General features: G+C 57.8%; 17 protein-coding genes, 1 tRNA gene and 3 pseudogenes. 9 read left to right on the top strand and 12 right to left on the bottom strand.

The genetic code is table 11. The features are described 5' to 3' along the window. Window positions 1-81: 81 nt before the first annotated feature. The 4 genes from yacG to CCOS865_RS04585 are packed head-to-tail and all read right to left on the bottom strand — an operon-like array spanning window position 82 to window position 2,979. The gene (gene yacG / locus CCOS865_RS04570; protein ID WP_119138315.1) at window positions 82-282 is read right to left on the bottom strand and encodes a DNA gyrase inhibitor YacG; all 201 of its coding nucleotides are present in this window, start codon (window positions 280-282) and stop codon (window positions 82-84) included. Then, on the bottom strand, window positions 279-902 hold the full coding sequence (gene coaE / locus CCOS865_RS04575; protein WP_119138316.1) for a dephospho-CoA kinase: 624 nt from the start codon (window positions 900-902) through the stop codon (window positions 279-281). The genes yacG and coaE overlap by 4 nt, the downstream gene beginning before the upstream one ends. Next, window positions 902-1,768 (bottom strand): prepilin peptidase, encoded by an 867-nt coding sequence (locus tag CCOS865_RS04580; RefSeq protein ID WP_119138318.1) that lies wholly within the window; start codon window positions 1,766-1,768, stop codon window positions 902-904. The genes coaE and CCOS865_RS04580 overlap by 1 nt, the downstream gene beginning before the upstream one ends. A 2-nt stretch (window positions 1,769-1,770) precedes the next feature. Continuing rightward, a complete protein-coding gene (locus CCOS865_RS04585) occupies window positions 1,771-2,979 on the bottom strand; it encodes a type II secretion system F family protein (protein WP_119138320.1) in 1,209 nt (402 codons plus the stop codon). Window positions 2,980-3,196: 217 nt separating this feature from the next. On the opposite strand from CCOS865_RS04585, the gene CCOS865_RS04590 reads away from it, so the two are divergent. The 9 genes and pseudogenes from CCOS865_RS04590 to CCOS865_RS28930 all read left to right on the top strand — a co-directional run. Next, complete coding sequence (locus CCOS865_RS04590; RefSeq protein WP_119138322.1) at window positions 3,197-3,613, top strand: pilin; 417 nt, start codon at window positions 3,197-3,199, stop codon at window positions 3,611-3,613. A 227-nt stretch (window positions 3,614-3,840) separates the two neighbouring features. Further along, window positions 3,841-3,916: transfer RNA gene (locus tag CCOS865_RS04595), tRNA-Thr, on the top strand. A gap of 176 nt (window positions 3,917-4,092) precedes the next feature. Continuing rightward, window positions 4,093-4,338: a hypothetical protein gene (locus CCOS865_RS04600; protein ID WP_119138613.1), complete on the top strand. Its 246-nt coding sequence runs from the start codon at window positions 4,093-4,095 to the stop codon at window positions 4,336-4,338. Between the two features lie 205 nt (window positions 4,339-4,543). Further along, a pseudogene (locus tag CCOS865_RS04605) lies at window positions 4,544-4,705 on the top strand (integrase domain-containing protein); the annotation flags it as partial. Window positions 4,706-4,875: 170 nt separating this feature from the next. Continuing rightward, window positions 4,876-6,675: an ATP-binding protein gene (locus CCOS865_RS28275; protein WP_208644492.1), complete on the top strand. Its 1,800-nt coding sequence runs from the start codon at window positions 4,876-4,878 to the stop codon at window positions 6,673-6,675. A 143-nt stretch (window positions 6,676-6,818) separates the two neighbouring features. After that, the gene (locus tag CCOS865_RS28280; RefSeq protein ID WP_208644493.1) at window positions 6,819-8,867 is read left to right on the top strand and encodes a hypothetical protein; all 2,049 of its coding nucleotides are present in this window, start codon (window positions 6,819-6,821) and stop codon (window positions 8,865-8,867) included. A 286-nt stretch (window positions 8,868-9,153) separates the two neighbouring features. After that, complete coding sequence (locus CCOS865_RS28655) at window positions 9,154-9,330, top strand: transposase (RefSeq protein ID WP_119138324.1); 177 nt, start codon at window positions 9,154-9,156, stop codon at window positions 9,328-9,330. Between the two features lie 209 nt (window positions 9,331-9,539). Further along, window positions 9,540-10,238 (top strand): annotated as a pseudogene (gene tnpC / locus CCOS865_RS28925) (IS66 family transposase). Window positions 10,239-10,264: 26 nt separating this feature from the next. Then, window positions 10,265-10,614 (top strand): annotated as a pseudogene (locus tag CCOS865_RS28930) (IS66 family transposase); the annotation flags it as partial. Window positions 10,615-10,861: 247 nt separating this feature from the next. On the opposite strand, the gene CCOS865_RS28020 reads toward CCOS865_RS28930, so the two are convergent. The 8 genes from CCOS865_RS28020 to CCOS865_RS04655 form a co-directional block, all read right to left on the bottom strand. Beyond that, complete coding sequence (locus CCOS865_RS28020; protein WP_147406486.1) at window positions 10,862-11,167, bottom strand: hypothetical protein; 306 nt, start codon at window positions 11,165-11,167, stop codon at window positions 10,862-10,864. Between the two features lie 78 nt (window positions 11,168-11,245). After that, window positions 11,246-11,452 (bottom strand): hypothetical protein, encoded by a 207-nt coding sequence (locus CCOS865_RS04625; RefSeq protein WP_119138326.1) that lies wholly within the window; start codon window positions 11,450-11,452, stop codon window positions 11,246-11,248. Between the two features lie 48 nt (window positions 11,453-11,500). Then, window positions 11,501-11,728, bottom strand: a complete 228-nt coding sequence (locus tag CCOS865_RS04630) for a hypothetical protein (protein ID WP_119138328.1) — start codon at window positions 11,726-11,728, stop codon at window positions 11,501-11,503. Window positions 11,729-11,834: 106 nt separating this feature from the next. Continuing rightward, window positions 11,835-12,110, bottom strand: coding sequence for a hypothetical protein (locus CCOS865_RS04635; protein ID WP_147406487.1), 276 nt, complete (start codon window positions 12,108-12,110; stop codon window positions 11,835-11,837). A gap of 95 nt (window positions 12,111-12,205) precedes the next feature. Continuing rightward, window positions 12,206-12,457 carry a hypothetical protein gene (locus tag CCOS865_RS04640; RefSeq protein WP_119138332.1) on the bottom strand — a complete coding sequence of 84 codons (252 nt, stop codon included), beginning with the start codon at window positions 12,455-12,457 and terminating at the stop codon, window positions 12,206-12,208. A gap of 147 nt (window positions 12,458-12,604) precedes the next feature. Further along, window positions 12,605-12,892, bottom strand: coding sequence for a hypothetical protein (locus CCOS865_RS04645; protein WP_119138334.1), 288 nt, complete (start codon window positions 12,890-12,892; stop codon window positions 12,605-12,607). Between the two features lie 197 nt (window positions 12,893-13,089). Next, complete coding sequence (locus CCOS865_RS04650; RefSeq protein WP_119138336.1) at window positions 13,090-13,668, bottom strand: site-specific integrase; 579 nt, start codon at window positions 13,666-13,668, stop codon at window positions 13,090-13,092. A gap of 224 nt (window positions 13,669-13,892) precedes the next feature. Next, entirely contained in the window at window positions 13,893-14,216 is a 324-nt protein-coding gene (locus tag CCOS865_RS04655) for a hypothetical protein (RefSeq protein WP_119138338.1), read from the bottom strand. Window positions 14,217-14,700: the final 484 nt, after the last annotated feature.

Raw genomic sequence — 14,700 nt, forward strand, 5'->3', positions numbered from 1 at the left:
GCGACACCGCTGTAGGAGCTGGCTTGCCTGCGATGGGCTGCAAAGCAGCCCCAAAATAGCATTGCCCCTAAAGATCCAGAATCAATGCCTAGGCTCAAGATCCCCAGAATAAAGCTCATCCTCCGACTCAGGCGCCCCCGCAATCTTATGCTCCTCAGCCGCCCAGGCCCCCAGATCGATCAACTTGCACCGATCCGAGCAAAACGGCCGATTCGGACTCTTCTCAGTCCATTCCACAGGTGCGCCACAGGTCGGGCAGTCAACGGACAACGGCTGGCTCATGGCTGGCCTCCTCGTAAAGTCAGGTAATAGTGGTGCAGGCGGTCAATCTGCTCATGCAACCACGTCAGGTCGCGATCATTGACCACCACATCGTCGGCATGGCGCAAACGCTCTTCCCGCGGCAACTGCGCCGCCAGAATCGCCTGCACCTGCTCAGGGCTGGTGTTGTCCCGCAGCAACGTGCGCTGTACCTGCAACGCTTGCGGAGCATCGATCACCAGCACCCGCTGGGTCTTCTTGTGTTGCCCCGACTCGATCAGCAACGGCGAGACATACACCGCATAGGGCGACTCCGCCTTGGCCAGATAACTAAAGATCTCCTGCCCAATCAGCGGGTGCAGCAGCTGTTCAACCCAACGCCGCTGAGCCGGGTCGGCAAAGATCAACTGCCGCAGCGCCGCGCGATCCAGCTGGCCATCCTCAAGCAGCACCCCAGCGCCAAAGCGCTCGACGAGGCTGGCCAACGCCGGACGCCCCGGCTCGACCACCCAGCGCGCCGCCTGATCAGCATCGACCAGGTGCACGCCGAGTTCGACAAAACGCTCGGCCGCCGCGCTCTTGCCGCTGCCGATGCCGCCCGTCAGGCCCAGTATCCAGGGAGTAAATGCCGCAGTGGTCATCAGAATCCAAGCAGTTGCAGGTAGGAGGCGTACATTTCATCACCCCAGAGCACAGCAATCCACCCCGCAATCGCCAGATACGGACCAAATGGCATGGCCGTGCCCATCGAAGCCTTGCGCAGGCGCAGCAAACACAGGCCAATCACCGCCCCAACCACCGATGACAGCAGCAAGGTCAACGGCAATACCTGCCAGCCACCCCACGCACCGATCAACGCCAGCAGCTTGAAGTCGCCATAGCCCATGCCCTCCTTGCCGGTGACCAGCTTGAACACCCAGTACACCGTCCACAGGCTCAGGTAGCCGATCACCGCACCCCACAGCGCCTCGTTCAACGGCACGTACACGCCGAACGCATTGACCATCAGGCCGACCCACACCATCGGCAGCACCAGCACATCCGGCAACAACTGATGCTCGCTGTCGATCAGGCTCAAGGCCAGCAGGCACCAGGTCAGCAGCAGCGCACACAGCGCCTGCACCCCCGGCCCGAAGTGCCACGCCACCACCAGTGAAAGCCCCGCACAGGCCAGCTCGACCAGTGGATAACGCGGGCTGATCGCCGCCTTGCACGCCGAGCAACGCCCGCGCAGCCATACATAGCTCAGCAGCGGAATATTCTCCCACGCCCGAATGCCGTGGCCGCAGTGCGGGCAGTGCGAGGCCGGCAGCGACAGGTCGAAGCGCGCATGCTCGGCAACCGGCAGCTCGAGCACCTCTTGCGCCTCCCGCTGCCATTGGCGCTCGAGCATGATCGGCAGGCGGTGCACCAGCACATTGAGAAAGCTGCCGACCAGCAGCCCCAGCAGTGTGGCCAGGGCCAGGAAGTACGCCGGCTGCGCGGCTAAAAAAGTCCAGACATTCATGTTCAGATCAAGCTACCCAACTGGAAGATTGGCAGGTACATGGCGATCACCAGGCCACCCACCAGGATGCCGAGGATCAGCACGATGGCCGGCTCGAGCAGGCTGGTCAACTGGTCCAGCGCCTGGCTGACCTGTTCTTCGTAATGCGTGGCCGCTTTCGCCAGCATCTGATCGAGCGTGCCACTCGACTCACCGATCGCCGTGAGCTGCACCAGCAACGGCGGAAACAACGGATCGCGCGCCATCCCCTGATGCAAACCCTGCCCATTGGCCATGCCCTGGCGCAGTTGCACGATGGCCTGCTCATGCACACAGCCGCCACTCACCGACGCCACCGTGCCCAGCGCATCGAGCAGCGGCACCCCCGCGCTGTACGCCGTCCCCAGGCTGCGCGCAAACCGCGCCAATGCCGCATGCGACAGCAACCGCCCCAGCACCGGCAAGCGCAGCACCTGCCGAGATATCCACAGGCGCGCGGGCGCATGCCGCTGGTAAAGCTGGCGCACCCCTACTGTGGATAACATCATCAACATAAAAAGCCCCGGCGCATACCGCCCCAGCCCTGTGGATAAATCCAGCACCCATTGCGTGAACGCCGGCAGCGCCGTATCGAAGCTGGCGAACAGCCCCTGAAAGCGCGGCACCACCTCCAGCAGCAACAGCGCCGACACCCCCAACCCCGTCAGCAACAGCAGCAGCGGATAGACCATCGCCTTGCGCACCCGCCGCTGCAGCGCCTGACGCTGCTCGAGCACGTCCGCCAGCTGTTCCAGCTGCGCATCCAGCGTGCCCGACTGTTCACCCACCCGCACCAGGTTGCAGTACAGCCGATCGAACCACCCCGGCTGGCGCTGCAGCGCATCCGCCAGCCCCATGCCCGCCGCCACATCCTGTTGCAATCGCGTCAGCAACCGCCCCAGGCTCTCATCGCCGCCACTGCGCCCCATCACCTCGAACGCCTGCAGTAGCGGCACCCCGGCCTTCAGCAAGGTCGCCAGTTGCCGACTGAACCCCGCCGGGTCGGCCTTCTCGCGTCGCCTGGGCAACTGCCACGGCAGCCCACCCACCGGCCGCAAGCGGGCAATGTGGATACCTTGGCGCAGCAGCCCCGCGCGCACCAACGCCGGGCTGCGCCCCTCGCAGCGGCCGCTGATGCGGCTGCCGCTGGCGTCGGTGCCTTGCCAGGCATACAGGCGGGTAGTGGAGGTCATGAGTAGCTCCTTGCAGTGGCGGAGACAAGCTTGGAAACAGCTTGCCGTGCCCATCCGAGGGCGGGTGGCTCTGATGGTCACTAGAGTAGTTCAGCGAACATGACGTCCAGCCGGCCAGGGGTGACAAAAGGTGTCTGTTGAGGCCTACTGCGCGCCTGCCGGCCGGGCCACCGAGAGTGGGTCCCGTGCTGCACCGTATCAACAAGGAAAAGCGTTCATGAAAGGGCAAAAAGGCATCACCCTGATCGAATTGATGATCGTCGTCGCGATCATAGGCATCCTGGCGACCATCGCCGTGCCGATGTACACCGACCACCAGTCACGCACCAAGGCCGCCGCAGCGTTGCTGGAGATTTCAGCGCTGAAGACACCGATGGATTTGCGCTTGAATGAAGGGAAGGATGTGGCTGACGTGACGGCGCTCGGTGGCCAGGCCGCTACGGCGCACTGCGCGATCACCGCGAGCGGCACTGCGGCGACTGGCGCTGCGAGTATCGTCTGCACCCTGGTTGCGGCTCCGGCCAATGTGGTGGGCAAGACCCTGACGCTGACCCGCTCGCCCACGGGCTGGGCCTGCGCCACGACGGTCGAAGAGGATCTGGCGCCGAGCGGCTGCAAATCCGCGGCGTTGTAGCCCTCTGCACTCCCGCCACTACAGGCTAAGCGCAAATCTCCAAAGCAACGCGCCTCCTGTAGGAGCGGGCTTGCCCGCGAAGGGCTGCAAAGCAGCCCCAAGCCTCAACACAATCCCCGAGCAAGGCACTGAAACCGACCCACACTTGCCCCTCCACCAATCCCCGCGAACTCGATACGAAACAGGCGTTTGCGTAACCGCCACGGCAATGGTACGTTGCGCAACACGCCGGTGTAGCTCAGTCGGTAGAGCAGCGCACTCGTAACGCGAAGGTCGCAGGTTCGATTCCTGTCTCCGGCACCATCAAAGCGTTTCCAGAAGTCCCATGACCCTCTAGAAACGCCCCGCAAAGCCCGCCTATCGCGGGCTTTGTTGCATCTGAAGTCCGCGCTTTGCCTCGGCGCCCCGGCCTCAACAACCGGGTTTGAGGCAACAGGACGCGGATGTCACGTGTCTTCGTCGAAGAAAAGGAGTTCACCATGTCCAAATCACACCACTGGAATGACTGGTCCGACGGACTGACGCTAGTCCTCCAGGTCATCGTCTATGTTCCTCTGCTGTACATCATCCTGATGCCGTGGCTTTGCCTTGCCCTCGTCAAGTTTGGGAAAGTCCCCTTCCTCCCGGGTTTTTTCCAAGCGATGGCTTCGACAGGCTGGTTGGTTGCCTCTGGGCTTGCGGTGCTGGCGGTGCTGTTTGTCGTGATTCGTGGCTTTCTCCGCTGAAAAGCGCGATGGCGTAGCTCAGCGCTACGACTGTGATCAGATCGGCATAGAAGCCATTTTCGAGCCCTGTGCAGATCTGGCCAGCTTAAGGCGCCCCGTCGTACACCCACTTCTGCGACGTCCGCATTCGACTTATGCCGCCCTCACTTTCCACTTAAGGTTGCCCGTCTTTGGTTGGGCGCGGTGACCTCGCCGTCAGCACACACAAAATCGGCTATCCAGCGGTAACAGGACCATGGCAGCGCTTCGAGGAGATCAGCACGTGAAACTGCCAAGCCCGAGCAAGGTATTGGATACGCAGCGCAGCGGGGTTCGCCTTTCGGTGCCGCAGGGCCAGGACCGCGAGCTGGTTAAGCAGATCGTCGAAGCGCGGGATACCTTACCCTGCTGGTTTATTCTCTCTTAAAACTTTATGTTGTGAGCAGCCTCTAGTACGCCTCACGCGACCATCCCCTTCTTCGTCTCAAGTCAGCCGATGAGTCGTCTCGTGTTCAGTGTCGTAGCCTCTACTTGTTGATGATGCCAAGGAATGACCTCATGCAAGCCGCTCCCCCGATGCAACTTGAACCGATGGAATTGGAACATTGCACGTTGGATCAAATCGTTGACGTGCTTTGCGAGGGTCGACCAATCAATCTCCCTGACGGCGCTGGCGCGTTCGTGTTGGATAATGAAGATGCTCGGGCGGTGTTGGGCTTTTACGCGAGTCGGAAAGAGCTTTGGGTGCAAGCCAAGCAAGTGGTTGGGGCAGAGGCACAGCAGTTGCTGGAAGCAATCGCTAACCCGAAGGCGCACGTCGCAACCGGTCGGTCCTTAACCTCGGGCACCGTTCGTCCTCATTGGCGCATTCAAGAACTGCGCGCTCATCGTTTTGCTGGACTACACCGCCACTGCGGTGCAGGTGGTCAAGCGCCTGAGGTATTCACGCTTCACCTTGATCGTGATGTCACCTGCATTTGGGGGTTCAACGGAGCGGGAAAATCCGCTCTCCAGAGCGCAATGATGTGGTGCCTGACCGGAAAAGCTCACCGTTCCCAACATATGCCATCCCTTGTCCACAATCCAATCTCTGTGGAAGTCATCTCAAGCGGCAGTGACGACGAGAAAAACTTTACTCTTCCAGCAATCGTTCCTTTACCTTCAGCGGAGGATCTTTCGCTGCTAGCTGACCGCCCGGCCTGTGATACATGGGTGGAACTCGACCTCAAAGACCAAGATGGAAATGTCGCGACGGTGAGACGAGAGCTTAAGCGAAATGATCGAGGGGCGGTCTCGGAGGTTTCCAGTGGGCTGGAGGCTCTAGCTTTGCCGCAGTGGGCAATTGAAGCCGGAACGCTTATGCCTGCCATCGCTGCAAACATGCGTTTCGACGACAAGACAAGCTTTGCAGAAGCCATCGCTCAGCTTACAGGGTTGAGGCCGCTGCAGGATCTGGGGCTGCGATTACCGCGCATGGTCCGCCGTCTCGAGAAAGACGAAACCGACTCTGCTACAGATGCGAAAGACGGTGCTCGCATTCAATTTCTGAACGGGAAGAAGTCCTTTCTCGAAGCTTGGCGAGCTGAAAGCGAAACGCTTGGGCCAGAACCAGAATTGCTGACTCCCGATAAGGCAACGGCTGAACAGAATTGCAGAAAGGCTATCGCAGCTGTTCGGGCTAGGTTGATTCAACTTCAAGCTACGGGTTTGGTGGATATTGAAACGATCCTTGGAAGCTCCGCTTCCGCAGAGACGCCAGAGCGTAGTCAGGGGTTGCTCAATCAACTTGCGTCTGCACGTGAGCACCTGAGTTCTGCCGCTCTGGCCGGATTACCCTCCCTCCGTGTCCTACAGCAGATAAAGGAGATCAACGATGCGGACAAGGAGTGGCTTGTCGCCAAGCTAAATGAATTGGCGCAGCGAGCTGAGGCCCATGTACAGCGGCAGCAGAACAAGCAGCAAGCCGCGCGTCAGCAGCTCTACACCATGGTTGCGCAGTGGCATCAAAGACAAAACCCCCACCAACCGATCATGGATTGCCCCGTTTGCGGAACGGATTTGGCTGAGGTGCCAGCTGACGCTTTGTTAGATAGCGACATTGCCGCTGCTCTGCAGATAGGACTTGGAGCACACAGTGACGCCACAAAATCTCTGGCTGAATGGCAGCAAGCTGCTGCGAGTGAGCTACGTGAGTCTCTCCCGGAGAGTTTGAAATTTTTTATTGATTACAAAAACCGGAGTAGCATTCTTGATCTTTGCAAATCTGCGTATGTAATTGAAGCTCTTAAAGATAATTGTTTCGCAACCGATCTACGTCCCCTTCAATCGTGTGCACATAAGCTATGGGATGCGCTGTAGCGAAGCTCCCGCTTTCAAAACTCGACCTGCCGGACCAAATCACGTTGCCGAAGGATCTCGCTGGCGGGGTACTCGCTAGCCGATTCGAAAATTTGCAGCACGCCTTGACTTTGAGCGCTCAACGCAAGGCTGTAGACGGTCTGATGCAGCCACTACTGGCGAGCTATCTAGGGAATTGGTCATTTTCACGAGGTGAAAAAATCGATGAGGTGATCGTTTTGGGCATGCTGCCGATACGGCATCAAGTGCTTGTACTCATCCAAGCGATCAACGCCGCAGAACCTCTTATTGGCCTGACACGTCAGATTGACGTGATCGAAGCGGCTCGTAACCATTGGGTAGCCGCGAGTCATAGACTGAGGCTTATCAAGCGCGCAGCAATAGCCGTTCAAATGCTCACCCGACTCCCGGAGTTGGTCGAACACCAGGTTCAAGGCCTCATTCACACGCTAGAGGCACGGACGACCGATTGGCTTAATCTGATATATCGTCCTCACTACAATGGTGGGCCTCGGTACGTTGGTCTCGACCCTTCCCGCGCCCAAGGGATAGGACTGTATGCGGGCCTCGGTATCGTGCGCGTTCAGGCCCATCAAATCATGAACTCTTCACACTTGAGAGCCTGTGTATGGGCGTTCGTCTTTAGCCTTTGGGAGCGTATCCGTGCGCGGACGGGAGCATTGGAGATCCTCCAGCTGGACGATCCTCAAACTTTTTTTGATCCAATAAACACTGAAAATGTCGCGGCTGCTGTTCCAGTATTAGTGGCCGCGGGGATGGCCATCCTCATCACCTCGAACGACAATCGGTTCATCGCAGCTGTTAAGGACAAACTTCCAAGAAGCTCTTCTGCGCATCCATCATGGACAATGCTTCAGATCAGCCCTCTGTCTTCGTCCAGATCAACGGTTGCGCTGACACCGACGCTCGATGAAGTCAGAGAGAGGCACCATGAATGGGCCGATTCCCCCAATGATGTTGTCATGAGTCAGCAATTTGTGGAGCGAGTTCGGCTACACATCGAGAATCGACTTTGGGACCTGCTCGCAGCTGATCCGATGTTAATCTACAAACCAACCCTTGCAGATCTAATTGGTCACATCGCGTGCGCGCGCAACGCTGGCGAGCCGCCGTTTCACGAACCTCCTTTTGAAAAGCTCTTGAACTGCAGTCACTTGAAGTCGGGGACCCATTTCTACACGGCAATCAACCAAGCACACCATGACCTCCGGAAGATCACACCTTACGATGCCGGAGTGGTCGAAGAAGGATTCTTGGAAGTGGACCGAATGATCCGCAGTTGCGCCGCAGCATACGCACGGTTCATGGGGAGACTAACTCGTGACGATGAAGACATGTTCTTCGCGGAAGCCCCACCGGCACCAGCCGCGCTGGATAATACTCATCACCAATATCATATCCACGGTGACTTCAGTGCGCAGACGCAGAACCACGTAGCTTCATCGAGAGCACTTACAGCTAGTCTCTCCCTACAGAGTCTGGGCGATATTGCCCTTTACGCAATACAAAGCGACTCCCTGGGGGCGTTCGCCCGTAAAGGGCAAGTAGTGATTGTTTCCCTTGACCGCGCAGCCAAGTGTGGCGAGCCGGTCGTAGCACTGTACAACGACAAGATATTTGCTCGCCGATATCATTCGGACAAATCGGATGTCAGCAAGCTAACACTTGCGTGTGAGCAATCTGTGAGCGAGAGAGTCGCACCGGCGTTGGTGCTGCGCCGAAATAAAGTCCGTCTCATGCCAATCGTTGGAGTCCTCTACGATTCGGTAGCAGCGGTCGGTAGAGATGAGGCCCAAGCTCTTAGTAACAGCGCAATCTTGGGAACGCCGCTCGCTGCCGCCAGGGTCGTCGATCATAGTGGCTACCCACTTATACGTCACCACGACTGGGTACTACTGGAACACCACAATTTTGTCAATTCTAAAGATTTGCAACTCTTACAGGGCGAGCTTGTAGCTTTTGTTGCCAGTAAAGACGGCCATAAGGATGCATATCTGAAGCGGGTCGGCATGTCAATCAGTGGGGAATTGCGAATTTTCGAAAGCGCAGGGACTTTCGGCGATGCGGTGGCGGTGTGTTGTGGGCCTGAGCAATCCCCGGGGTTCTCGCACTTGATCAATGTGTGGCGTGTTCGCGGAGTACTTCGAGGCCTCACTGATCCGATCCATTGAATGGATGATTGAGCCGACGGCTTGCAGCACTGCCTACAGTCATGATTGTAGGCACTGACGCGGCGTGACCAATTTTCGGCCTAGAGCCGTCGTCGATCGCGATCCCCTGGGGATAATGTTAGAGGCAGAACCCTTTACCGTTCAGAAAAATAACCATCAATTCAATGTCTTTTGTGTTGAAACGATGTAATCGTCCGGCCAAGTCACCTTCCGTACTCCAGTTTTGAGGGCGATGGTGTCCGCGTATTTTTAAGCGGCCGCGATCACCCTTATCGCCAGGATTTCCATGCGCCAACGAAGCTCTTATCCGAAGCTTTTCAAAGCCCAGGTCGTTCAGGAATGCCTGCGACTTGGCGCAACTGTGTCTAGTGTCTCCATCAGCCACGGCATCAATGCCAACGTCATCCGTAAATGGATGCCGCTCTATCGAGACCCGCCGGGGGCAGCTTCACTCCCGGCATAAAGCCGCACCTAAACGGCCAGCCGAAGCGTCAGTGCCTCCCAACTGCGCCACAGGTGGGACCCCGGCAATCCCCGAAACGTGCGCCATTGCCGCCGCAGTTTCCAGGCACGGTGATTCGTCACGAACCAGAAAACACCCAGTGCGTCTGTGGCTGCCAACTTTAAAGCATGGGCTAAGACGTTAGCGAGAAGCTGGATTACACGCCGGGCGTGTTTACCGTCGAGCAACAAGTACGCGGCAAGTGGGCCTGCCGTCAGTGCGAAACACTGATCCAGGCGCCGGTGCCGGCGCAAGTTATCGACAAAGGTATCCCGACCGCAGGCTTGCTGGCACACGTCATGGTGGCCAAGTTTGCCGATCACTTGCCGTTGTACCGGCAGGAGAAAATCTTCGGCCGCGCCGGGCTGGTAATTGCTCGTTCGACCTTGGCCCAGTGGGTCGGAAAAGCCGGCGTGCGGCTCCAGCCGCTAGTCGACGCACTGCGTGAAGCAGTGCTGAGCCACGGCGTGATTCACGCCGATGAACCACCGCTGCAAATGCTTGCGCCGGGCGAGAAGAAACCCACCGGGCCTACGTCTATGCCTACAGCGCTACGCCGTTTTCGGCGCTCAAAGTAGTGGTGCATGACTTCAGCCGAAGCCGTGCTGGCGAAAATGCACGCAACTTCCTGGGTGATTGGAGCGGCGAGCTGGTCTGCGACGTACAACGCCGGTTTTGAGCAAGGCATCACTGAAATCGGCTGTATGCCTCGCGCCCGTCGCAAGTTTTTCAATCTGCACGTGGCGAACAAAACCCAACTGGCCGAACAAGCGCTGCACTCGATCAGCGGCTTGTTCGAGGTCAAACGCCAAGCGCGGGACATGAGTGATGAGGATCGCTGGCGAAGACGTCAGGTATGGCGGTACTGATCATCAAAACACTTTATGACTGGATGTTGGCCCAGCGCGACCTGGTACCCAACGGATCAGCCACAGCTAAAGTCCTCAATTACAACCTGAAACGCTGGTAACGCTGACGCGCTGCCTGGACGATGGGGCTGTGCCCATCGACAACAACCAGGTTGAGAACCAGATACGGCCATGGGCACTCGGACGCTCGAACTAATTGTTTGCCGGGTCGCTTCGCAGTGGCAAACGGGCGGCTGCAATCATGAGCCTTATCCAATCGGCGCGCATGAAGGGGCATGATCCGTATGCCTATCTCAAAGGTGTGCTGACGCGGCTGCCGACGCAGCTGGCCAGTGAGATCGGGCAATTGCTGTCGCATCAGTGGGTGCCGGCCTGACTTACCAAGGTGAGTTCGCCGGACGCTTACAGCTCGTAGCCGCGGGGGCTCGGATCTTGGCCGCGAATCTTCACTGAGGCGGCGCAGGCATGGTGTTATCGGGGTTGTCGATTCCTGGCTTCGGCCCATCGCCTAGGGAGCTTCAGCGAGACGATGTACAAGGCCACGCTAAAGGCATCACGCCGAAGCGTAACCCTGAAACAGCCCGCATATGCGGGCTGTTTGCTAAGGCTTGAGATGGACGAAGTCAAAGATCACGGTCCGGGTCTGACTCGCCATCATCTTCGATGCTATTCGCCATGGCCGGCTTGGTTGTATCGCGGCTTGGAGATATTAAAGTTCCAGGCTCACCTGTATAAGGATTTATATTTCCTAACGTGCTCCAGTTGTTCCCAAGATTTCCATCTGGGGCTGATCGATAATGAGCTTGTACATGGGTGCCATCGCTGCGCGTATATGCGCCAACGTAAACATCCTTCGCACAAACTGTTTCCGCACAAAACCCTAATGTTAGCGAGACCAATCCAGCTACAGATATGTATTTTTCAAACACAAAGCTTTCTCCTGACGTCTAAGCATATTGCCGAAGCCCCACGCTGCAGGGCCTTGGGTGTACCTGGTGCGTTGTCCTTCAATAGCCCTGCAATTCGTAAACCCCGCCAGCCCGTACCAAAAGCTCGGTAATATGGGCATCGGTTGCTTGCTCATCAGGGTCGATTCTCCATTGGCCGAAACCGTCGTGTACAACCCAAGTGTCCCCAATCACCCAAGTGATCGCCCACTTACCGTGGGGGTCGCAAACCTGCTTTGCAGCCTCAACCAGCAGGGGAAGTAGCACGTCTTCATCATCCTGCCCGGGATTTTCCTCGTTACAGGTAACGGCTGGTCAGCCCTGGTCCCCGACACCCATCTCAGTCAGCCGACGAGCACGGCGCTTCTGTGCATCATCGCGATAGCATTGCACTGCCGGCGCAGTAACCAGCTGAGCGTCGTAGAGCGCATCGATGTAACCAGTTGCATACGCCGTAGCAAAGCGCACTTCCATCGGATGTTCGGCGATGTCAATCAAGTCCAGTGCGTGGACAATTTTGATGTCTGGGGTGGCGGTGGCCATTTCGTCATTCCTTCGATGGGGTGGACGCCGATGCAGAGTCCTCTACTGCCGCAGCCCAGCATGGGCTGGGCTTGGGCGTACCTGGGCGTTTTGCCGACTGATCCGCTCAGTTCATCTGAGCCCGCTTATGAGTGGCTACAGCGTCAAGGAGCATCCCAACGTCGATGCCCTGATGCGGGGTCAAAACAAGCCCGTGTATCAGCCCTCTCAGGAGTCCCCCTGCCTCTGCCATTACCAGCTCCAGATGACGGCCGTCACTCACTGAGTCGATTACCTCAAGCATCGTAACCAGGATCGGCAAATCGACTGGGTTGAGATTCAATGATTCCAGTTTGCGCTTGGCAGCCTCGCAGTCCAGTGGAAGTGTTGCGATTTTGCTCATCATAAAAATTCCTTATTTAGTGAACGCGAAATGCGTCTTCCCTTACTGACTTGGCCTCGGTTTGCCGGGGCTTGGGGTGCAACTGAGCGGTTCCCTTAACTGGCGCCGAGGGTTTCGGCGCGCACGCCGGCCATGGAGCCAATCAGCAGGTTGAATGCCCCGCGCTCCTCGGGGCTGATCAGCGTCGGGTGCAGCGCCTCTACGCGGGCATACAAGGACGCCTGCTGCGCCTGCCCAGCCGCTAGGTCGGTGACCTGGCCCAGCGCCGCAATGGCCTGATGCACGGCGATCAGATCGGCCAGGCGGGAATGCTCGAAGCTGTTAGGCGAAGTCGGGTCGTTGCTCATTGGGCGAGGTTCCTTCAATTATGAGGGGGGTGGGCTTAGTTCGTTACGGTCCTGCCCCTACGTCCTCGGCCCCGGTTCACTGCCGGGGCTTGGGTGCAGCTGAGCGTTTTCCTTCAACAAAGTAGGCCCTCACGGGCCCACCTAGATTTACTCTTTGATTAGGGCGCCCCAGTTAATGTCGTCGCGCTCTTCAACCACGATGTTAATGCCACAGTAAAGTTTTGCGCCGACGCGGGTGTAGCTAAAGAGGCGTGTCTTCACCACGCCTTTCACGCTAACGTGCCCTTCCATCGCCGGGACGTATACGACGTCCCCGACATTGGGTATGAGAGCGAATCCCGACTCGCTGTCAAATTCCACACCGACGACATCGCCATCGTCGGAAGGTCGCTGGTGGCTCTTGTGCAGTTGCTGATAGTCGATGCTGTACTTCATTTATGACTCCTTGAATTGCCGTCAATGAACGCACGTACATGGTGCGAATGACCTTCTGTGTTACTCCATTGTGCAACTCCATATCGTGGACGCTAAAACGGGCGTCCTCTACGGCCTCGGCCCGCACAGGGCGGCCTTGAAGGTGCATAGGGTCCATTCCAATGCAAAGATGGATCCAATAAACACTACTGATGTCGCTATGCCAGTGCAACCTCGAATGCATGTCGGATTGTCGCTTGGTCAACGGTCAGATAAGGCTTGCTGTGATCAAGACAGGAATGACCAAGAATAGTCTGCACCGTCTCAACATCTCCTGTTGCCGCCAGCACCTTGGCCGCTAGGGAGCGCCTGTCGCTGCGCGACGATCCCAGCTCGTTACCTGCCTCCCGGTAGAGCATGCTGATGGTTTGCTGCAGCGAATCACAATCCCGATACACCTCTGGTCCCCCGGCCAGTTCGCGGTACTTGAACGTCAGTTCAAAGGCATGGCCCTTGTGTGTGGTGACCAGTTTCGAACTTGGGCGTAGACCTCGGTATTCGTCACTGCCGGAAAGCCCCCTGCGGCGCCGCAAGCGGACTGTGATCCACGCGTCCAAGGCGGCAAGGCATAGCGGATGGGTGAGGTAAGCATTGCGCGGTCGGCAGCCCTTGGTGATGTCTGCGCGTAGATATACCTCGGGTTTGATGGCCCCGCTGGGATATAGCACGTCTGCTACCTCTAGCAAGGCCAGCTCGGTTACGCGAACGCCAGTCGGGTGTGTGAGCCACAAAAGCATCACGTCGCGCTCTGGTAGGCGCCAGTCACAGATGCTACGCGGATCGGGTGCTTGAATTGTCCAGGGCGAAGGGATGTTGCTCGGCGGATGGGTGCAGTCATGGGGCTCTCTGTCAGGATTGGTGACGAATCGCTAACGATCCAGAGAGAGTTGGCAGCGGGCCTCCTGAACAGCTTACAGGCCCGCGTGCCGTGGTGTTCACGGAAAATCAGAATGCTGGCAGGTCAGTTCTGGTAAACCGGATGAAAGTCTTCATCCTGGCTGGCTACCTTCTCCAGTTCTGTAGCTTGGGTCTGCGGGTAAACCTGTCGGCGCTTGTTCAGGCGGTGCATCTTCGCAGCGCTATGCACGTCATCGACGGTCACTAATTCCGGGTTGGCGGAGTTGTTCTTGCGTTCATTGGCCGTCAGTTGCACGGCTAGGGCTTCGGGGTCGACGCCACGCTCAAGTGAAGCGGCGATGCGTGCGCAGGCAATGCCGGTTCGGTCGGCTTGGTCATGGGTTAAGAACTCGTAGGCGTCTCGGCCTTGGTCGATGAATTTGGGCATGTGTCGTCCTCGCGGGGTGGCTGTGGCTTGCGTTTCGAGGATAACCGCAGAGGAATCTGCCGACCAGCAAGGGTGCTAGGTGTTCACAAGGTCAAAGGTCACGAAAAATAGAATGGTAACGACCTATTGTCAGTGCTCAGCCACAGAACCTCATTATCTGCGGTTACACCGATCCGACCGTTACACTACTAGGCACGAGCGGCCAAGCCAGCGTGTAACTATGCTTTCGGCCTTTAAAATCAATAGATTAGTAGCTCTTGTTACACGGATTACACCTGTTACACCGCTGGATAGAGTTGGCTAGCTAGCAACCCCATGCCCCTATATGTTCAAGCCTTCAGCGGTAGAGGTAGTCCCGATCTCCCGTTTTCTGTAACCAGCCGGGGACCCTGGGAGTATGGGCTGCATACGGGGCTGGAAACCCGCAGGACTTTGTTAGCGGCCGGATTCCCAGCTTAGTGAACTAGTTAACCCGGTGGACGGG

The sequence above is a fragment of the Pseudomonas reidholzensis genome (assembly GCF_900536025.1).
GTDB lineage: Bacteria > Pseudomonadota > Gammaproteobacteria > Pseudomonadales > Pseudomonadaceae > Aquipseudomonas > Aquipseudomonas reidholzensis.